This window comes from Arthrobacter sp. NPDC080073 (assembly GCF_040686575.1).
Lineage (GTDB): Bacteria > Actinomycetota > Actinomycetes > Actinomycetales > Micrococcaceae > Arthrobacter.
In genome coordinates this window covers 39423-58691 of record NZ_JBFBKR010000021.1, presented here as the reverse complement: position 1 = coordinate 58691, position 19269 = coordinate 39423, and the positions used below count along the sequence as shown (strand labels likewise).

Sequence of the window (19269 nt, the reverse complement as noted above, 5' to 3'; positions counted from 1 at the left end):
AAATCAAGCTACTTGCACAAACGTGCAGAACGGAATTGAGATGCCACGATCACGACATTCTGAAGCCCTCCGGGCAGCACAGATGTACTACCTCCAGGACCTCACGATGGACGCCATTGCCCGCGAACTCCGGACCTCGCGTTCAACGGTGTCCCGCCTGCTGTCCTCGGCCCGCGAGTCGGGACTGGTCCAGATCCAGATCCGCAGTCCACTGGATTCCGCTCCCGAACTGGAGCGTATGATCCGCAACCACTACGGCGTCGATGTCCATGTGGTGCCGGTTCTGGACACCTTGAACGAGGCGGAAACCCTTGACCGGGTGGCGACGCAGGCCGCACGGACCATTGGTCCCCTGGTCGATTCCAACGCCATCATCGGAGTGGCCTGGGGTGCGACCATCAGCGCGGTCAGCAGGCACCTGACGCGCAAGATCACGCACGGCAGCACTATCGTGCAGCTCAATGGCGCCGGCAACATGCAGACCACCGGCATCACCTACGCGAGCGACATCATGCGCCGGTTCGGCATCGCCTATGGTGCGCGGGTGGAACAGTTCCCGGTGCCCGCCTTCTTCGACCATGCCTCGACGAAGACCGCCATGTGGAATGAGCGCAGCGTCCAGCGCGTGCTCGACCTCCAAGCCAGGATGAGCATCGCCATATTCGGCGTCGGCTCGGTGCATTCGGACTACCCCAGCCACGTGTACGCAGGCGGCTACCTCGATGAAACGGACCTGTCCCTGCTGGCCAGCTCGGACGTCGTGGGCGATGTTGCCACCGTCTTCTTCCGCGCCGACGGCTCTTCCGGCGGCATCACCCTCAACGAGCGGTCCACCGGCCCGAGCCACGAGCAACTCCGGCAGGTCCGCCGCCGCATCTGCGTCGTCTCGGGTGCGTCCAAGATCAACGGTCTTCGCGGAGCGCTCGAAGCGGGGCTGGCAACGGATTTGATCCTGGATGAGGCCACGGCGAAGCGCCTGGTCAGTTTCGGCAGCCCTTCTGCGAATAATTGAAGGTCGCTGAAACATTCCCGGCATCGAGATAGGTAGAGTCTTGGCTATGAAACCCTCGCCTAGGCTCAGTCTGAACAACGGTGTCTTGATTGACCAGTTGGGGTTCGGGCTTTACAAGGTGCCACCGGCGGACGCCACCTCTTTGGTCGCCACTGCACTCGGTGCCGGCTACAGGCACTTCGATACAGCAGCCATGTACGGCAATGAGACCGGGGTCGGCCGCGGCATCGGCAGTGCGGTCATACCCCCGCCCGGTGTGGACAGCAACACGGGAGGCTCCGGGGAGGGCACCCACGGTCTCTCCCGCGAAGACGTCTTTGTCACCACCAAGCTCTGGAACGATGACCAAGGCTACGACTCCACGCTCCGCGCCTTCGATGCCTCCATGGCCAATCTCGGCCTGGACTACGTCGACCTATACCTGATCCATTGGCCCTGCGCGGAACGCGGACTGTTCCAGGAAAGCTACCGGGCAATGGAAACCGTGTACCGCGAAGGCCGGGTGCGCGCGATCGGAGTCTCCAACTTCCAGCCGGCCCATCTCGAAGCACTCATGCAAAAAGCCGAAGTGGTTCCGGCGGTGAACCAGATTGAGCTGCACCCATGGTTGCAGCAGACCCGGCTCCGGACGCTCCACGAGCAGTTGCGCATCCGCACCGAGGCGTGGAGCCCGTTGGGCCGCGGCCAGGTCCTCCAGGATCCGGCCGTCCGGGCGCTCGCCGACAAATACGGAAAGACGCCTGCCCAAATCATCATCCGCTGGCACCTCCAGCTGGGAAACATCGTCATCCCGAAAGCGAGCACCGCGGCACGCATCCAGGAGAACTTCGATGTCTTCGGCTTCGAGCTGGATGCCGACGACATGGATGGCTTGGCCGCCCTCGAACGCCACCACCGCACCGGGTCACACCCGGACAACGTCAACTAGGACCCGCCGAATGGAACAAGTGGACACCAACCACTCCCCCGAACCCGCACCAGCCTCCCCACGGGAGTTCTTCAGCAAGGCACTGGCCGCCCGGACGAGTGCCTCCGACATCGACCTCGACGGCAGCAACGTCGCCTATTGGTGCTACGAGCCGGTCAAGGTGACCGCGGATACCCGGACCATACTGGTCATCCACGGTTTCCGCGGTGACCACCACGGCCTGCTCCGCGTCGTAGACCACCTGCCCGAAATGCGGGTCATCATGCCCGACCTTCCCGGTTTTGGCAGCTCGGAGCCTTTCGCCGGAGACCCCCACACCGTGGATCGGTACGGCAAGTTCATCACCGGTTTCATGGCGGCCCTGGGCCTCGGACCCGACACTGTTCTCTTGGGGCACTCCTTCGGATCCATTGTGGCCAGCCACTTCGCCGCCGCGAACCCGGGAGCCATCCATCCGCTGATCCTGGTCAATCCCATCGCCGCACCCGCGCTTGAGGGCCCCAAAGGGCTCATGACCAAGCTGGCAGTCCTGTACTACCAGGTCTCGGCCAAGCTCCCGCGCCGGCTGGGGCTCGCCGTCTTGCGCAGCCGCCTCATTGTCCGCGTCATGAGCGCCGCGATGGCCAAGACCCGGGACAAGGAACTCCGGGCCTTTGTCCATGGCCAGCACGATGCGTACTTCTCCGCGTTCGCCGACCGCGCGAGCCTCCTGGAGTCATTCCGGGCTTCGGTGTCCAGCCATGTGGCCGAGGTGGCCGCGCAGTTGGACCTTCCCGTGTTGTTGGTGGCCGGCGAGAAAGACGAGATCGCCCTGCTCCGGGACCAGCACAAGTTGTTGGAGATGCTGCCGGACGGTGCGCTGGAAGTGATTCCCGACGTCGGGCATCTGATCCACTACGAGACACCGGCGCCGGCCGCCGCCGCCATCCGCAGCTTCCTGGAGGAACACCCCGCGTGAAAATCGTCATAGATGCCCGCTTCACCCGCACGGACCATCATGACGGGATCAGCCGCTACGGATCGAGCCTCATAGCGGCGACGTCCAAGATCGCGGACGTCACCATGCTCATCAGCGACAAGCGCCAGTTGGCGCTCCTCCCGGATGTCCCCTACGTTCACATCAACAGCCCGCTGTCTCCCTGCGAACTGTTCGTTGCCCGCGAAGTCAACAAGCTCGGGGCCGACGTTGTGGTTTGCCCGATGCAGACCATGGGCACCTGGGGCCGCAACTACGGGCTGGTCCTGACCCTGCACGACCTCATCTACTATGAGCACCCGGCCCCTCCGGGCTTCCTGCCCGCACCGGTCCGGTTGCTCTGGCGGCTCTACCACAAGGCCTACTGGCCGCAGCGATTGCTTCTTAACCGGGCCGACATCGTTGCCACCATCAGCCACACCACCGAGTCGCTCATGGCGAAGTTCAAGTTGACCCGCCGCCCGGTCCGGATCGTGGGCAACGCGCCACAGCCGGGCCAGTCGCCGCGCGATCCCGCAGCCGGCGCCGAGAAATCCCTGCTCTATATGGGCTCGTTCATGCCCTACAAAAATGTGGAAACCATGATCCAGGGAATGGCCGAATTGCCCGGATTCACGCTGCATCTGCTGAGCAGGATCACGCCGCAGCGCCGGGCCGAGCTGGAGTCTTTGGTCCCGCCGGGAGCGCGGGTCGAGTTCCACAACGGCGTCACGGATGCCGAATACGACTCCCTCCTGCTCCGCGCCACCGCCCTCGTCAGCCTGTCCAAAGCGGAAGGCTATGGCCTGCCCCTGGTCGAGGCTATGGCACTCGGCACTCCCGTGATCGCCAGCGACACTCCCATCTTCCGCGAGGTCGGCGGGGACTCCGTGAGCTATGTGCACCCCGAATCGCCGGGCGAATTCGCCGCGGCCGTCAAAGCCCTTGAAGATGTGGAATTCTGGCAAGCGCGCTCACGCCGCTCTGTGGAACGCGCAGCCCACTTCAATTGGGACGAATCGGCCCGCCAACTCCTGGCCGTGGCCGAAGAGATCGTTGCGATGCGCAGCAGTAAGCGGCGCTAGAGGACATCCACGCCGTCGAGCCGCAATTGAACTGGTCCCGAAGTCCGCTTCGCCGCACTGGCGGCCTTGACGGCCCGCATGGAACGGGTGGCAACAGCTGCCTGTGCGTAGGGAATGAAGATCAGCGTCCGGACGTCCGGATCGCCCTCCCGCTGTGCTGGATGTTGTGCAGACTGGGTGAGGGAGACCGGAGCGGGGCCCGCGGTGCGCAGCTGGATGTTTTCGGCCAGGCTTTCGGTGAAGTGCACGACGTCGGCCCGTCTGCCCGTCACCGACGCGATCCGTACTGCGGGCGGTAGCTGGAGTTCCTGCCGCAGTGCCAGTTCCCGGGACGCATATCCCGCAGGGTCCCAGCGCAACAGGGCCCCGGTCGCGGTGGTGTCGTCCGCGGTGATGACCACGAGCCCGCCTTCATTCGCGGGCCGCACGAGGGCTGCCGCATTGAACCAACGCCGTACGGTGTCCTCGCCGGCACGCAGGTTTTCCCTGCGCAGGAGCGAATTGCCGTCCAGGAGCAGCGCCGCCGCGTAGCCGCCGCTTGCGATCGGCTCAGCGCCCACGGTTGCCACCACCAGTGCACGGGCATCGGATACCGTGGCCTTGACCTGGTTCCCGGAAGACGTCACGACGGCTTTGCCTGGAAAAGCCCTGCCGAGTTCTTCCGCGGTCCGCAGCACTCCGGCGGCGCCCCTGCGGAGCCGGACTCCGCCGCAATGGCGGCAACGCCATTCCGGGGCGGGAGTGGAGCACCAACGGCACTGCGGCATAGCCGATTGGCCTGCGATTGCGAGGGGTCCCTGGCAGTTGTTGCACCTGGCGGTTTCGCGGCAATCCTCGCAAACAAGGGACGGGGCGTAGCCGGCCCGGGCCACCTGCACCAGGACAGGTCCGCGCTCCAGTCCCTCTTTGGCCGCCCGCCAGGCGGCGCCCGGCAAGCGTGCAATCTTTGCCAGGGGGTCGCGTTCCTGTTCGAAGCTGTCCGCTGTATTGAGCACCCGGGGCGTGCTGGCGCGGACCACCGGCCGGGGGGCTTCCACCGGCACGGCCCAGCCGCCCTCGACAAGCCGCTGAAGTTCGGTGCTCCGGCTATGCGCAGCCATGAGGCACGCCGCTGATTCCTGTTCCGAACGCAAGAGCAGGACTTCCCGGGTGTGGGCGTAGGGGGCGCGCTGGTCAATGTGGAGGTCGTCGCCGTCGTCCCAGCACACCACCAGTCCCAGGTCCTGCACGGGAGCGTAAGCTGCGGAGCGGGTGCCGACTGCCACCTTTGCGGCGCCGCTGAGGAGCCGGAGGTAGCTTCGGTACCGCGGGGTCGGGCCGTCGTCGGCCGTCAACCGCGCGACGTCCCCCGCCGGCAGGACAGCGCGCAGGGCCGCTTCCATACGGTCGAGATCACGGTAGTCGGGAACGACGACGACGGCGCCCCGCCCTGAGGAGCGGACCGCCGCCACCGCAGACGCCACAAGCCCGGGCCAGCCGGCCGCTCCAAAACCCTGTGTCGCAGTCAACACGGCACGGGGTGAGCCGCCTCCGGCCAGGTGTTGCAAGTAGGGCGCCCCGTTGGTGTAGGAAGCCCACGCCGCTTGGGCTTGCGAGGTGGAGACCTCGGCAGCCGCATTGTCTTCGTCCGGTCCGTCCAGGAGGGAATCGCCGGACAGGAGCTGCTTCTCCAGCCGCGCGACGCGGGGCGGAATGGCGGTACGGAGGACGTCGCTGAGCGTCCCGGCGTAGCGGGCAGCGACGCTGGAGGCGAGCTCCAGCAACGCCGGAGTCAGCACCGGGACGGCCGAGACCACCTTGAGAAGCGGAGTCAAGGCATGTCCGGCTTCCGAGGATTCCGTGCGCTCCAGGACGTAGCCGTTGAGTTCCTGGCCGCTGAAGCGGACTTTGACCCGGACGCCTGGGAGAGCGGTCCCGTCCAACTCGGCCGGCACGCTGTAGTCGAAAGACCTGTCGAGATGCGGCAAGGATGATTCGATCAGGACCCGGGCCACGGGATCGCTGGCCGCCAGGGGCGGCCCGGCGGAGTCGCTCCCGCGCGACGGGAAGCCCTGCAACAAGGACGGCTGATGGGACGCCGACGGCGAGGCCATGGCAAAGGGAAGCAAAGAACCATCGCTCATGCTTGCCACCTCCCTGGTTCGGCTCTTGGGTCAAGCCAAACACACACCACCGACAATCAGGTCCCCGGCAGTCGAAGCCTTAGCGCAGCCCGGTCAGGCGTTGAAGAATTCCTTCAGTTCGTCCACGCGGTCCAGTCGTTCCCACGTGAAATCCGGCTCTTCGCGGCCGAAGTGGCCATGCGCAGCGGTCTTTGCGTAGATGGGGCGCTTGAGGTCGAGGGCGTCGATGATGGCGCGCGGACGGAGGTCGAAGATCTCCGCAATCGCTTCGCTGATCTTGGCCGGGTCAACAGTCTCGGTACCGAAGGTTTCAACATAGGTGCCTACCGGACGCGCCTGGCCGATGGCATAGGCGATCTGGATTTCGGCCCGCTTGGCCAAGCCTGCTGCCACGACGTTCTTCGCTACCCAGCGCATCGCGTAGGCCGCCGAACGGTCCACCTTCGACGGATCCTTGCCGGAGAAGGCACCGCCGCCGTGGCGGGCCATGCCGCCGTAGGTGTCAACGATGATCTTGCGTCCTGTCAGCCCGGCGTCGCCGACCGGGCCGCCAATGACGAAGGCACCGGCAGGGTTCAGGATATTCGCGACGTGGGAGATGTCCAGGTTGGACACAGCCAGGACGGGGTCGATCACGTGCGAGGCGAGATCGGCGCGCAAGCGATCGAGGTGGGTACCTTCAGCATGCTGGCTGGAAATGACCACCGTCTCAACGGAAACCGGACGGTCGCGGTCGTATCCGACCGTTACCTGGGTCTTGCCGTCAGGGCGCAAGTAGGCCAGTTCGCCGCTCTTGCGGACTTCGGTGAGACGCTCGGAGAGCCGGTGGGCGAGCCAAATCGGCGTCGGCATGTAGGAGGGGGTCTCGTCGCTCGCGTAGCCGAACATGATGCCCTGGTCGCCGGCGCCCTGGAGGTCGTAGTCGTCCTCCTGGCGGCCTTCGCGGGCTTCGAGCGAATTGAAGACGCCGCCTGCGATGTCGTTGGACTGCTGTCCGATGGAGACAGACACGCCGCAACGGGCGCCGTCGAAGCCGTTGGCGGACGAGTCGTAACCGATTCCGAGGATGGTCTCGCGGACGATCTGCGGGATTTCAACATACGCATCCGTGGTGACTTCACCGGCCACGTGCACCAAGCCCGTGGTGGCCATGGTCTCAACGGCCACGCGCGACTCGGGGTCTGCCGCCAGGAGCGCATCGAGGATGGCGTCGCTGATCTGGTCGCAGATCTTGTCCGGGTGCCCTTCCGTGACCGACTCTGAAGTGAAGAGCCGGAGCTTGGACGGGATGCCGTGGGATTCATGGTGCAGCGGTAAAGTCACTCGACTACCTTACTCGGTTGGGGGCGACCGGCTTCCGCCGTATGTCCCTTTGCTAAGGATGGACCAGCTAAGGAATGGGGCTCACCGGAGGCCTAGGTGGCCGGGCGTACTCTGCTCAGTTCGGTGCTGATGCGGTCAATGACAACGGCAGCGACGTCGGATTTGGAACCTGCCGCCGACTGCGCCGCCGCGCCATGGGCGGAGAGAATGATCACAGAATTCTGGTCCTGGCCGAACACGCGCCCGACGCCGACCTGGTTGACCACCAAAAGGTCGCAGCCTTTGCGTTTGAGCTTGGCGGTGGCGTGCTCCAGGACGTCGCCGTCCTCGTCCCCGGTTTCGGCTGCAAACCCGACGATCAACTGGGTGGATGCCTCAGAGTCGCGGCGCACCACCAGCTCATGCAGGATGTCAGGGTTTTGCACAAGGCGCACCACGGGGGCGTCGTTGCCGTTGACCTTCTTTATTTTCGTGCCTGAAACCTCGGCGGGGCGGAAATCCGCGACGGCTGCGGCCATGATCACGACGTCGGAGCCGACGGCGGCTTCCAGCGCGGCGTCGCGGAGCTCCAATGCGGATTCAACCTGGATCAATTCGACGCCCGGGGGTGCCTGGACGTCCATGTGCGCAGCGAGGAATCTGACATGGGCGCCGGCGTCAAGCGCCGCGGCGGCCAGCGCAACACCCTGCTTGCCGGAGGACCTGTTCCCAAGGAACCGGACCGGATCCAGGGCTTCCCGGGTGCCGCCGGCGGAAATCGTGATGGTCCGTCCGGCCAGGGGTTTCGGGCCAGGGAGCCGGGTTGAGGGCGCTGAGGGGTCGACCAAAGCCATGGCGGCTGCGAAGATCGCTTCCGGCTCGGGCAGCCTGCCTGGTCCGGAGTCCGCGCCTGTCAGCCGGCCCACTGCGGGTTCAAGGACGGTAATGCCCCGGCTGCGCAGTGTTTCCACATTCGCCTGGGTGGCTTGGTTGTGCCACATTTCGGTGTGCATTGCGGGCGCGAAAAGCACAGGTCCGTGGGCCATGAGGAGTGTATTGGTCAACAGGTCCCCTGCTTGGCCGGTTGCTGCCTTGGCCAGCAGGTCGGCGGTCGCCGGGGCGACCACGATGAGATCCGCCTCATGACCTAGACGGACATGATTGACCTTCTCGACGTCGTCAAAGACGCTGTTGCTCACCGGGTTGCCCGAGAGGGCCTCCCACGTAGCCACGCCGACAAACCGGGTGGCCGCCTCTGTGGGGATGACCGTGACGTTGTGTCCGGCCTCAGTAAAAAGCCGGAGGAGCGATGCAACCTTGTAGGCTGCGATCCCTCCCCCGACTCCGAGGACTATGCGCACGTGACCTCCGTCAACAGGCAGTCTGTTTTATTCTGCAGGCTCGATGGGAGTGGAAACCAGCAGGCCTTCGTTGATCTCGCGCAGCGCGATGGAAAGCGACTTCTCGTTGAGCTTCGTGTCGACCAGCGGGCCGACGTATTCGAAGAGGCCCTCGTGCAGCTGGGCGTAGTACGCGTTGATCTGGCGCGCGCGCTTGGCGCCGAAAATCACCAGGCCGTACTTTGAATCGGCAGCAGCAAGCAGCTCGTCGATCGGCGGGTTGATGATGCCTTCAAGGTTCGTGGACACGAATTCTCCAAATTCTAACGGGCTGACAAGTGCTAGCGCTTAGCGCTGGTGCGGGGTAAGCCCCATGAGTGAAACAAGCTCGTCCGCTGCCCGGCGCACGTCGTCATTGATGACGGTGTGGTCAAACTCCGGTTCAGCGGCAAGTTCCAGTTTAGCGGTTTCCAGCCGTCGCTGCTGTTCCTCCGGGGTTTCGGTGCCGCGCCCCACCAGGCGACGGACCATTTCGTCCCAGCTGGGCGGGGCGAGGAACACGAATTTGGCGTCCGGGACTGCGGCCTTGACTTGGCGGGCGCCCTGCAAATCGATCTCCAGCAGCACGGACCTGCCTTCGGCGATGGCAGCGTCCACGGTGCTGCGCAGCGTGCCATAGCGGTTCCTTCCGTGGACAACGGCCCACTCAAGCAACTGGCCGTCCTCAACAAGCGCGTCGAATTCTTCGGCGGACTTGAAGTAGTAGTGGACACCGTCCTTCTCCCCCGGCCGCGGAGCACGGGTGGTGGCTGAAACTGACAGCCAGACCTCGGGGTAATTGTCGCGGATATACGTGGATACTGTTCCCTTGCCAACGGCAGTGGGGCCTGCGAGGACGGTCAGTCCCGGATTCTTGCTCACATCGTCCTTCGTGGAGGGCTGCAGTTCTTCTTAAACGCTGTATTTGTTCAAACGCCGTATTTGTTCAAACGCTGTATTTGTCTTCCATAAAATCTATCAGCGACCGGGACTGGTGAATTCCCAGGCCCCGGAGCCTGCGTGAAGGGGCGATCCCGATCTCCGCCATGATGGCCGCTGCCCGGACCGGGCCAATGCCCGGGACAGCCTCGATGAGCTCGGAAACACGCATGCGCGCGATGGCCTCGTCAGTCTGCGCCGACTTGATCAGCCGGGCAATGCTGAGTTCGCCCGACCTGAGCTGTTCTTTCGCGAGAGCCCGCCTTGCCCGGGCTCTCGCGGCCTTTTCCAAGGCATCGGCACGTTCCTCTGGCGACAGAGCCTTTAAGGTCACTGACACATCCCCCTTTGGCCGGCATCGAGTGCGTAGCGGATTGGACTGATCCCGAAGCTATCGTGTGGTCAGTGCGGAGCGCAATGGATTGGACCCACCAAGATCACGCTCAGCCTTCCACCAAGCCGTCGCGGGTCGCCTCGGTAGCGGAACGCAGTCCGGCAATCGTTGGACCGGCTGCGAGGATTCCGCGGCTCGACGTCGCCAGGACCGCCGGGTACGCCGCACCGAAAGTGGCACGCAGATCTGCCGGCGTGGCTCCCTGTGCGCCCAGGCCGGGCGCCAGGATGGGCCCGTGAACCGCGTCGAGGTCCAGCCCAAGTTCCACGAGGGCCCTTCCGATCGTGGCGCCCACCACGAGACCGACCGAGCCCAGACCCGCAGGCCCCATGCCGTCGGAACCCGACGTGCCGGAATAGCGGCGGTTTTCCGCGGCCGCGGCCTCGGCAATCCGCCGGGCCACCGATTTCGAACCGCCAACATGCTGCACGGACTTGCCCTCGGGATTGGACGTCAGGGCGAGCACGAAAACACCGCGGCCGGACTCGGCCGCGAGGTCGAGCGCCGGGCGCAGCGACTCGAAGCCGAGGTACGGGCTCAGCGTGACCGAGTCTGCCGCCAAGGCGGAGCCATCCCGTAGCCAGGCGTCGGCATAGGCAGCCATCGTGGAGCCGATGTCTCCGCGTTTGGCGTCGGCGATGCTCAAAACTCCGGCATCGGAAGCGGCCGCAAGGGTCCGCTCCAAGACCGCCATGCCTGCTGAGCCGTGACGCTCATAGAGGGCCACCTGCGGCTTTACCGCGGCAGCGAGGGTCGCCACGGCCTCCAGGACGGTGAGGGAAAAGCGCTCCAGGCCGGCGACGTCGTCGTTCAATCCCCAGTCCGCCAAGAGCCCCGGGTGCGGGTCGATGCCGACGCACAAGGGGCCGCGGGCGGCCATCGCGGCAGCCAAGCGGGAACCGAACGGCTGCCGGGGCCCCGGGCCAACAACACCGTGCCCTAGGGACGGTTGCCCGGCTGCGGCAGACTCAGGCATTGACGGCCTCGGCTGCCGCGGCCTTGGAAGCTGACAGCGCCGCGGCGTGCTCCTGCAGGCTCGTCACTGACCATTCGTAGGTGCGCAGCGCCTCGATGGCCTGCACTGCGGCGTTGAACTCCGCAACCGTAGTGATGCAGGGGATACCGATGGACGTAGCCGCCGCACGGAGTTCGTAGCCGTCGCTGCGGGCTTCGCCGCCGGAAGGCGTGTTGAAGACCATGTCGATCTCGCCGGCGATGATGAGGTCAGCGATGGTTCCTTCGCCTTCGGCGCTGCTGCCTTCGGCGACCTTGCGGACCGGGGTGGCCTGGATGCCGTTGCGGCGCAGGACATCCGCGGTGCCGCCCGTGGAGACAATCTCGAAGCCGAGATCGGACAGGCGCTTGACGCCCATGATCACCGAGCGCTTGTCGCGGTTGGCGACAGAAACGAAGATCTTTCCTTCGGTGGGCAGCGCGTTGTTGGCCGCGGCCTGGCTCTTGGCGAAAGCGGTGTCGAAGTGCTTGTCGATGCCCATGACCTCACCGGTTGAGCGCATCTCCGGGCCGAGCAGCGAGTCCACAACCTTGCCTTCCGGGGTCCGGAAGCGGCTGAACGGCAGCACGGCTTCCTTCACGGCGACAGGCGCGTCGAGCGGCAGGGTTGAACCGTCGCCCGTTTCCGGCAGCATCTTGTAGGCGCTGCGCAGTTGGTTGATGGTGACGCCCGTGCCGATCAGGGCCGCAGCCTTGGCCATCTGCACGCCCGTTGCCTTGGAGACGAACGGAACCGTGCGGGAAGCGCGCGGGTTGGCCTCGAGGACGTAGAGCACGTCGGACGCCAGGGCGAACTGGATGTTGATGAGGCCACGGACGCCTACGCCTTCAGCGATGGCCCGGGTGGCCGTGCGGACGCGTTCGATCACGTTGCTGCCAAGGGTGATCGGCGGCAGGACGCATGCGGAGTCGCCGGAGTGGATGCCGGCCTCCTCGATGTGCTCCATGATGCCGCCGAGGTACATGTCCGTGCCGTCGAAGAGCGCGTCGACGTCGATTTCGACGGCGTCCTCGAGGAAGCGGTCGATCAGCACCGGGTGGTCCGGGGTGATTTCCGTGGCGTTGGCGATGTAGCGCGAGAGGTTGGCTTCGTCGTAGACGATCTCCATGCCGCGGCCGCCAAGCACGTAGGACGGACGGACGAGGACCGGGTAGCCGATTTCGTCGGCGATCTTCTTGGCGTCCTCGAAGGACACGGCGGTGCCGTTCTTCGGGGCGATCAGTCCAGCCTGGTCAAGCACGCGGGAGAACATGCCGCGGTGCTCGGCAAGGTCGATCGCTTCCGGGGAGGTGCCCAGGACCGGCACGCCGGCGTCCGCCAGCTGCTGTGCGAGCTTGAGCGGGGTCTGGCCGCCGAGCTGCACGAACACGCCCATGACGCCGCCCGTGCGCTCCTCTGCCGCGATGACTTCGAGGACGTCTTCCAGTGTCAAGGGTTCGAAGTACAGGCGCGTGGAGACGTCGTAGTCCGTGGAGACGGTTTCCGGGTTGCAGTTGACCATGACGGTTTCGTAGCCGGCCTTGCGCAACGCCATGGAGGCGTGGACGCACGAGTAGTCGAACTCGATCCCCTGGCCGATCCGGTTGGGGCCCGAACCCAGGATGATGACGGACGGCTTGGAGTGCAGGCCGACCTCGTCCTCTTCGTCATATGCCGAGTAGTGGTACGGGGTGTACGCGGCGAATTCGGCGGCACAGGTGTCCACCGTCTTGTAGACCGGACGGATGCCCAGGGCCTGGCGGACGCCGCGGACAACGGCCTCCGGGTTGTGGGTCAAGGCGCCGATCTGCTCATCCGAGAAGCCGTGCCGCTTGGCGTTGCGGAGCATGTCTTCCGTCAGGGCGCCGGCCTTGCGGATCTCGTGGGAGATCTCGTTGAGCAACTGCAGCTGGTCCAGGAACCACGGATCGATCTTGGTGGCGGCGTAGAGCTCCTCAACCGAAGCACCGCCAAGCAAGGCGCGCTGGACCTGGTGGAGGCGGTCCGTCGTCGGACGCTTGGACTTCTCGATGAGCTCCGGAACCTCCCATTCGGGCACGTGGCTGAAGTCCAGCTGCGAACCCTTCTGTTCAAGGGAGCGAAGGGCCTTCTGGAGGGCTTCGGTGAAGTTTCGGCCCATGGCCATGGCTTCACCGACGGACTTCATGGTGGTGGTCAGCGTGTTGTCCGCGGCCGGGAACTTCTCAAACGCGAAGCGCGGAACCTTGACCACGACGTAGTCGAGCGTCGGCTCGAACGAAGCCGGCGTCTGCTGCGTGATGTCGTTGGGGATCTCGTCCAAGGTGTAGCCCAGGGAGAGCTTGGTGGCGATCTTGGCGATCGCGAATCCGGTGGCCTTGGACGCCAGCGCCGAGGAACGCGAAACACGCGGGTTCATTTCGATGACGACGACGCGTCCCGTGTCCGGTTCGATGGCGAACTGGATGTTGCAGCCACCGGTGTCGACGCCGACTTCGCGGATGACGGCGATGGAGATATCGCGCAGCCGCTGGTATTCGCGGTCAGTCAGGGTCAGGGCCGGGGCAACGGTGATGGAGTCGCCGGTGTGGACGCCTACCGGATCGAAGTTCTCGATGGAACAGACAACAACGACGTTGTCGTTCTTGTCGCGCATCATCTCCAGCTCGTACTCTTTCCAGCCGAGGATGCTCTCTTCCAGCAAGACCTCGGAGGTGGGGCTGTACTGCAGACCCTGGCCGACGATGCGGCGCAGGTCGTCCTCGCTGTACGCCAGGCCCGAGCCCAGGCCGCCCATGGTGAAGGACGGACGGACAACCATCGGGTAGCCGAGGTCTTCCGCTGCGGTGAGTGCTTCATCCATGGTGTGGATGATGTGGCTGCGGGCCGACTCGGCGCCGCAGCGTTCCACGACGCCCTTGAACTTTTCGCGGTCCTCGCCGAGTTCGATCGCGGCAATGTTGGCCCCGATGAGTTCGACGTTGTACTTCTCGAGCACGCCGTTCTTGTCCAGGGCGATAGCCGTGTTGAGGGCAGTCTGTCCACCAAGGGTGGGCAGGACGGCGTCCGGGCGCTCCTTGGCGATGATCTTTTCGACCACCTCGGGAGTGATGGGCTCGACGTAGGTGGCGTCGGCGAACTCGGGGTCCGTCATGATCGTGGCCGGGTTGGAGTTCACGAGGATGACGCGCAGGCCTTCCTCTTTGAGCACCCGCAGGGCCTGGGTTCCGGAGTAGTCGAATTCGGCCGCCTGGCCGATGACGATCGGGCCTGAACCGATAACGAGGACGCTCTTGAGATCTGTACGCTTTGGCATTACTTGGTGTCCTCGTTCTTCGCGGAGTTCGATGTCTGAGTGTCGGCGGCCTGTGCTGCGTCCTGGCCGGTCTTCGTGCTCTCCATCAGGTCGATGAAGCGGTCGAAGAGGTAGGCGGCGTCGTGCGGTCCGGCCGCGGCTTCGGGGTGGTACTGGACCGAGAAGGCCGGGATGTCGAGGCAAGCGAGTCCTTCGACGACGTCGTCGTTGAGGCTCACGTGGCTGACCTCCACGCGGCCGAAGCGCTCTTCGGGAGCCATGGTGGCGCCGTCCATGGGAGCGTCGACGGCGAAGCCGTGGTTCTGCGAGGTGATCTCGACTTTGCCTGTGCGGCGGTCCATCACGGGCTGGTTGATTCCGCGGTGGCCGTACTTGAGCTTGTAGGTACCGAAGCCGAGGGCCCGGCCGAGGATCTGGTTGCCGAAGCAGATCCCGAAGTACGGCATCTTCTCATCGAGCACGGAGCGGAGCAGCTTCACCTGCGCGTCCGCCGTGGCGGGGTCACCCGGGCCGTTGGACATGAAGAAGCCGTCAGGGTTGACGGCCTTGACGTCTTCCAGGGTTGCGGTGGCCGGCAGGACGTGGACGCGCACGCCGCGTTCGGCGAAGCGGACCGGGGTCATGGCCTTGATGCCAAGGTCGATCGCGGCGATGCTGAATTTCGGCTCGCCCTCCCAGCCGTGGTCCGCGGGTTCGACGACGTATGCCTCGTCGATGCTCACTTCTTCGGCCAAGCGGGCGCCTTCCATGGGGGCGCTGGCCAGGACTGTGTCCAGGAGCTCCTTGTCGGTGGCCTGGGCTGCCTCGCCGGAGAAGATTCCTGCGCGCATGGTCTTGTGTTCGCGCAGGTGCCGGGTGACGGCGCGGGTGTCCACGCCCTGGATGCCAACGATGCCCTGTTCAACGAGTTCTGCGTCGAGGCTGCGCTCCGAGCGCCAGTTCGAGGGGCGTCGGGCAGCGTCGCGGACCACGTAGCCGGCCACCCAGATGCGGCGGGATTCGGCGTCTTCCTTGTTCACACCCGTGTTCCCGATGTGCGGAGCCGTCTGGACCACCAGCTGGTGGGCGTAGGAGGGGTCCGTGATGGTTTCCTGGTAGCCGGTCATGCCGGTGGCGAAGACCGCTTCGCCCAGGGCCACGCCTGTGGCGCCGTAGCTGCGGCCACGGAACGTGCGGCCGTCTTCGAGGACCAGCACTGCCGCGGAGGACTCCGCTGGGTTGGTATTGCCTGTCACTGTGCCTGCTACTGCATTGCTATCCGTCACTTTGTTACTTTCCACTATCGGCATCTGCCTGGGGGGCTGCAGAGATCAATTCTTGAAGTGCTTCGAGGAGCGGTTGTTTGTCGGCGGCGCGCCTGGTCCTGAATCCGGTATCGAGTTCGTGTTCTCCGAGCATCCAGCTCAAGACCACGAGTCCATCCTTCTCTACGAACTTGCCTGCCATGCCGTTGGCGCTGCCGCAATCCGTCACGGCTTCCGCCGGAACGAACAGTGGCGCAGTCCCCTTCCGGTCGAAGAGGACGCCTTCCGGATGGACGCTCATTTCCGCGTTCCCGCGGAAGCCAAGGCCGTGGACGGCGACCCGGTCAAGCCAGTCTCCCGCCGTCGTCGTGGCCACGTACTGGCCGTCGGCCACGATGCCCGCCGGGCTGAGCCTTTCAGGCACTTCCGGAAGCTGCCCGAGTCCGGCCTGGCGCTTGAGCCTGCCGCGCCAACCTATCGCGACGAGTCCGGCCGCAACCGCGGCGAGGACCACAACGAGGAGCAGGGAAGCAAGTTTGGTGTCCATCAGTTGCTGCCGGCGCCGGCAGGATCCGCTGCATAGCGGTACGGCGTATTGAGCTTGCCGTCCAGTACGGTCGGGTGGCCCTTGAAGAAGGTGGCGACGACGGCGCCCGGCAGCTCCTTGCCCGCAAAGGGTGAGTTCCGGCCCATGGTCGCCATCTTATGCGGATCCACTGTCCACCGGGCAGCCGGGTCCACGAGGATCACGTTGGCAGGCTCGCCGGCGTCGAGCGGACGTCCCTGGTCCGCCACGCGGCCAATGGCCGCGGGAACCGTGGACGTGACGCGGGCGAAGTCGGCCCACGTCATGAGCCCGGTTTCGATCATGGTTTCCTGGACTACCGACAAGGCCGTTTCCAGGCCCGTCATGCCCATCGCGGCCTGGGCCCACTCGCATTCCTTGTGCTCGCTCGGATGCGGGGCGTGGTCCGTGCCCACGACGTCGATGGTGCCGTCGGCGAGTCCGGCACGGAGCGCCTGGACATCGGCGTCGGTGCGTAGCGGCGGGTTGACTTTGTAGACGGGGTCGTAGCTGCGGACCAGTTCGTCGGTGAGCAACAAGTGGTGGGGGGTGACCTCGGCGGTGACGTTGATCCCCCGTTCCTTGGCCCAACGGACGATCTCCACCGATCCGGCAGTGGATACATGGCAGACGTGGAGGCGGGAGCCGACGTGCTGGGCGAGGAGGACGTCCCTGGCGATGATGCTCTCTTCTGCGACCGCGGGCCAACCGGCCAGGCCGAGAACCGCGGAAACGGCGCCCTCGTTCATCTGGGCTCCCGCGGTGAGGCGGGGTTCCTGCGCGTGCTGGGCAACGACGCCGTCGAACGCCTTGACGTACTCGAGGGCGCGGCGCATCAGCACGGGATCGTGGACGCAGATACCGTCGTCGGAGAAGACCCGGACCTGCGCGCGCGAGTCGGCCATGGCGCCGAGTTCGGCGAGCTGCTCGCCGGCGAGCCCGACCGTGACGGCACCCACCGGACGCACGTCCACCCACCCGGAGGCGCGGCCCAGGCTGTGGACTTGCTCGACGACGCCGGCGGTGTCCGCCACCGGATTGCTGTTGGCCATGGCGTGGACCGCGGTGTAGCCGCCAAGGGCTGCGGCGCGGGTACCCGTTTCCACGGTTTCCGCGTCTTCGCGGCCGGGTTCACGCAAGTGGGTGTGGATGTCAACCATGCCGGGGAGTGCCACGAGGCCGGCGGCCTCGATCACGGTGGCGCCTTCGGCGGAAAGGCCGGTGCCGCGCTCAGCGATGACCCCGTCGCGGATCAGCAGGTCCTCGGCGTCGCCGCCCAGGATGGCCGCGCCGCGGATCAAGTAGGCACCGTTTGCTGTGCCTGTTGCGGTCTCGGTCATCAGTTGCTCTCCTTATCGGAACGGGCGGTGTTGGTACGGGCTGCGCCCGGCATGGGGGCGGCTTCACGGGAATCCCCCGAGAGCAGCAGGTACAGCGCGGCCATCCGGACCGCCACGCCGTTGCGGACCTGGGCCAGGACGGTGGATCGCGGCGAATCGGCGGCGGCGGAAGAAATTTCCAGACCGCGGTTCATGGGGCCGGGGTGCATGATGATGGTGTCCTTGAGCCCGAGTTCGTCGAGGGCGCGGAGGCGGGCATCGTCGAAGCCCCAGCGGCGCGAATATTCGCGGGTGGAGGGGAAGAAGGAAGCGTTCATGCGCTCACCCTGGACGCGCAGCATCATCATGGCATCCACGCCGGCCTCGAGGGTCTCGTCGAGGTTGTAGCTGACCTTGCAAGGCCAGTGTTCGACGCCGATCGGCAGCAAAGTGGGCGGGGCCACGAGCGTTACTTCCGCGCCAAGGGTGCGCAGGAGCCACACGTTGGAGCGCGCGACGCGGGAGTGCAGGACGTCGCCTGCGATGGCGACGCGCATGCCTGTGAGGTCGGCGCCCGTCGACGCCGAGCCGTGCAACCTGGACCAGTGCCGGCGCATCGTGAACGCGTCCAGGAGGGCCTGTGTGGGGTGTTCGTGGGTGCCGTCCCCGGCGTTGATGACCGCCGCGTCGATCCAGTCGGTTGCGGCAAGGCGGTGAGGCGCCCCGGAAGCCCAGTGGCGGATGACTACCGCGTCGGCCCCCATGGCTGCGAGGGTCTGTGCGGTGTCCTTGAGGGACTCGCCTTTGGACACCGATGAACCCTTGGCGGCGAAATTGATCACGTCGGCGGAGAGCCGTTTCGCTGCGGCCTCGAAGGAAATGCGCGTGCGGGTGGAGTCTTCGAAGAAGAGGTTCACCACGGTGCGGCCGCGCAGGGCGGGCAGCTTCTTGACCTCCCGGTCCCCTACCGCCGCCATCTCTTCGGCCGTGTCCAGGATCCGGATGGCATTCGCGGCACTCAGGTTCTCGGTGGAGAGCAGGTGTTTCATGCGCCTGCCTCGATCACTACTTCATTGATCGGCTGGCCGTCGACCGAATCGAATTCTTCAAGGTGGACCCGGACTTTTTCCGAGGAAGACGTCGGCAGGTTCTTGCCGACATGGTCCGCTCGGATCGGCAGCTCGCGGTGCCCGCGGTCCACAAGGACGGCCAGGCGGACGATGCGCGGCCTGCCGAGGTCGATGATCGCATCGAGGGCTGCACGGATGGTGCGGCCCGAGTACAGGACGTCATCGATGAGGACAACAACCTTGTTGTCGATTCCGGACAGCGGCAACCTGGTGGGGTATGGAGGCCTGGCGGGCTGGTGGGATAGATCGTCACGGAACATGGTGACGTCCAGCTGGCCGACAATTGCGGAAGCGTTGACGGACGGATCCGCGGCGGCGATTTTGTCCGCCAGCCGCACGGCCAGCGGATAACCGCGGCGTGGGATGCCCAAAAGAACCAGATCCTGGGAACCCTTGTTGGCTTCGAGGATCTCGTGGGCGATACGAGTGAGCGCACGGTCGATGTCCGCGTGGTTGAGAACAACCCGGGACGGTACCGGCGCAGTGACTTCAGTCATCGCTCGTCTCCCCTTTCCCCGCCTCACGGGACGGAATTAAAAAAGGAACATTTGCCCTTCAAAATTACCACAGGGGCGGAGCCCGGCTGGCGCGCTCCGGGCCGGGGC

At 65.4% G+C, this 19269-nt stretch carries 17 protein-coding genes; 4 read left to right on the top strand and 13 right to left on the bottom strand.

Going from position 1 to position 19269, the window contains the following annotated elements:
- Positions 1-40 precede the first annotated feature (40 nt).
- From AB0O52_RS19390 to AB0O52_RS19375, 4 genes are read left to right on the top strand one after another with little or no spacing between them, the layout of a single operon-like run.
- On the top strand, positions 41-1012 hold the full coding sequence (locus AB0O52_RS19390; RefSeq protein WP_364541040.1) for a sugar-binding domain-containing protein: 972 nt from the start codon (positions 41-43) through the stop codon (positions 1010-1012).
- 46 nt (positions 1013-1058) lie between these two features.
- On the top strand, positions 1059-1940 hold the full coding sequence (locus AB0O52_RS19385; RefSeq protein WP_364541037.1) for an aldo/keto reductase: 882 nt from the start codon (positions 1059-1061) through the stop codon (positions 1938-1940).
- Positions 1941-1950: 10 nt separating this feature from the next.
- Positions 1951-2898: an alpha/beta hydrolase gene (locus AB0O52_RS19380; RefSeq protein ID WP_364541034.1), complete on the top strand. Its 948-nt coding sequence runs from the start codon at positions 1951-1953 to the stop codon at positions 2896-2898.
- On the top strand, positions 2895-3980 hold the full coding sequence (locus tag AB0O52_RS19375) for a glycosyltransferase family 1 protein (protein WP_364541031.1): 1086 nt from the start codon (positions 2895-2897) through the stop codon (positions 3978-3980). The genes AB0O52_RS19380 and AB0O52_RS19375 overlap by 4 nt, the downstream gene beginning before the upstream one ends.
- Here AB0O52_RS19375 and AB0O52_RS19370 read toward each other — a convergent pair.
- The 13 genes from AB0O52_RS19370 to pyrR all read right to left on the bottom strand — a co-directional run bounded on the left by AB0O52_RS19370 (position 3977) and on the right by pyrR (position 19161).
- The gene (locus tag AB0O52_RS19370; protein WP_364541071.1) at positions 3977-6073 is read right to left on the bottom strand and encodes a primosomal protein N'; all 2097 of its coding nucleotides are present in this window, start codon (positions 6071-6073) and stop codon (positions 3977-3979) included. The two genes, AB0O52_RS19375 and AB0O52_RS19370, sit on opposite strands and share 4 nt — an antisense overlap.
- 123 nt (positions 6074-6196) lie before the next feature.
- Complete coding sequence (gene metK / locus AB0O52_RS19365; RefSeq protein ID WP_284982275.1) at positions 6197-7426, bottom strand: methionine adenosyltransferase; 1230 nt, start codon at positions 7424-7426, stop codon at positions 6197-6199.
- A 92-nt stretch (positions 7427-7518) separates the two neighbouring features.
- Positions 7519-8766 carry a bifunctional phosphopantothenoylcysteine decarboxylase/phosphopantothenate--cysteine ligase CoaBC gene (gene coaBC / locus AB0O52_RS19360; protein ID WP_364541028.1) on the bottom strand — a complete coding sequence of 416 codons (1248 nt, stop codon included), beginning with the start codon at positions 8764-8766 and terminating at the stop codon, positions 7519-7521.
- A gap of 27 nt (positions 8767-8793) precedes the next feature.
- Positions 8794-9054: a DNA-directed RNA polymerase subunit omega gene (gene rpoZ / locus AB0O52_RS19355; protein ID WP_028267125.1), complete on the bottom strand. Its 261-nt coding sequence runs from the start codon at positions 9052-9054 to the stop codon at positions 8794-8796.
- A gap of 39 nt (positions 9055-9093) precedes the next feature.
- On the bottom strand, positions 9094-9666 hold the full coding sequence (gene gmk, locus AB0O52_RS19350) for a guanylate kinase (RefSeq protein WP_364541025.1): 573 nt from the start codon (positions 9664-9666) through the stop codon (positions 9094-9096).
- Between the two features lie 64 nt (positions 9667-9730).
- Positions 9731-10057, bottom strand: coding sequence for an integration host factor, actinobacterial type (gene mihF, locus AB0O52_RS19345; protein ID WP_364541022.1), 327 nt, complete (start codon positions 10055-10057; stop codon positions 9731-9733).
- 109 nt (positions 10058-10166) lie between these two features.
- A complete protein-coding gene (pyrF, locus tag AB0O52_RS19340; protein ID WP_364541020.1) occupies positions 10167-11093 on the bottom strand; it encodes an orotidine-5'-phosphate decarboxylase in 927 nt (308 codons plus the stop codon).
- Positions 11086-14406 carry a carbamoyl-phosphate synthase large subunit gene (carB, locus tag AB0O52_RS19335; RefSeq protein ID WP_364541018.1) on the bottom strand — a complete coding sequence of 1107 codons (3321 nt, stop codon included), beginning with the start codon at positions 14404-14406 and terminating at the stop codon, positions 11086-11088. Before carB ends, pyrF begins: the two co-directional genes overlap by 8 nt.
- A complete protein-coding gene (carA, locus tag AB0O52_RS19330) occupies positions 14406-15695 on the bottom strand; it encodes a glutamine-hydrolyzing carbamoyl-phosphate synthase small subunit (protein WP_364541015.1) in 1290 nt (429 codons plus the stop codon). The genes carB and carA overlap by 1 nt, the downstream gene beginning before the upstream one ends.
- Complete coding sequence (locus AB0O52_RS19325) at positions 15676-16197, bottom strand: hypothetical protein (RefSeq protein ID WP_364541012.1); 522 nt, start codon at positions 16195-16197, stop codon at positions 15676-15678. Before AB0O52_RS19325 ends, carA begins: the two co-directional genes overlap by 20 nt.
- Positions 16197-17555 carry a dihydroorotase gene (locus tag AB0O52_RS19320; RefSeq protein WP_364541009.1) on the bottom strand — a complete coding sequence of 453 codons (1359 nt, stop codon included), beginning with the start codon at positions 17553-17555 and terminating at the stop codon, positions 16197-16199. The genes AB0O52_RS19325 and AB0O52_RS19320 overlap by 1 nt, the downstream gene beginning before the upstream one ends.
- Positions 17555-18583, bottom strand: a complete 1029-nt coding sequence (locus AB0O52_RS19315; protein ID WP_364541006.1) for an aspartate carbamoyltransferase catalytic subunit — start codon at positions 18581-18583, stop codon at positions 17555-17557. The genes AB0O52_RS19320 and AB0O52_RS19315 overlap by 1 nt, the downstream gene beginning before the upstream one ends.
- Positions 18580-19161, bottom strand: coding sequence for a bifunctional pyr operon transcriptional regulator/uracil phosphoribosyltransferase PyrR (gene pyrR / locus AB0O52_RS19310; protein WP_284982265.1), 582 nt, complete (start codon positions 19159-19161; stop codon positions 18580-18582). The genes AB0O52_RS19315 and pyrR overlap by 4 nt, the downstream gene beginning before the upstream one ends.
- Between the last annotated feature and the right edge of the window lie 108 nt (positions 19162-19269).

Bases quoted from the DNA above. Each gene is read 5' to 3' on its own strand.
- AB0O52_RS19315 (WP_364541006.1), bottom strand. From the start codon at position 18,583: ATGAAACACCTGCTCTCCACCGAGAACCTGAGTGCCGCGAATGCCATC.
- AB0O52_RS19390 (WP_364541040.1), top strand. From the start codon at position 41: ATGCCACGATCACGACATTCTGAAGCCCTCCGGGCAGCACAGATGTAC.
- AB0O52_RS19325 (WP_364541012.1), bottom strand. From the start codon at position 16,197: ATGGACACCAAACTTGCTTCCCTGCTCCTCGTTGTGGTCCTCGCCGCG.
- AB0O52_RS19380 (WP_364541034.1), top strand. From the start codon at position 1,951: ATGGAACAAGTGGACACCAACCACTCCCCCGAACCCGCACCAGCCTCC.
- carB (WP_364541018.1), bottom strand. From the start codon at position 14,406: ATGCCAAAGCGTACAGATCTCAAGAGCGTCCTCGTTATCGGTTCAGGC.
- AB0O52_RS19385 (WP_364541037.1), top strand. From the start codon at position 1,059: ATGAAACCCTCGCCTAGGCTCAGTCTGAACAACGGTGTCTTGATTGAC.
- AB0O52_RS19320 (WP_364541009.1), bottom strand. From the start codon at position 17,555: ATGACCGAGACCGCAACAGGCACAGCAAACGGTGCCTACTTGATCCGC.
- pyrR (WP_284982265.1), bottom strand. From the start codon at position 19,161: ATGACTGAAGTCACTGCGCCGGTACCGTCCCGGGTTGTTCTCAACCAC.
- carA (WP_364541015.1), bottom strand. From the start codon at position 15,695: ATGCCGATAGTGGAAAGTAACAAAGTGACGGATAGCAATGCAGTAGCA.
- pyrF (WP_364541020.1), bottom strand. From the start codon at position 11,093: ATGCCTGAGTCTGCCGCAGCCGGGCAACCGTCCCTAGGGCACGGTGTT.
- AB0O52_RS19370 (WP_364541071.1), bottom strand. From the start codon at position 6,073: ATGGCCTCGCCGTCGGCGTCCCATCAGCCGTCCTTGTTGCAGGGCTTC.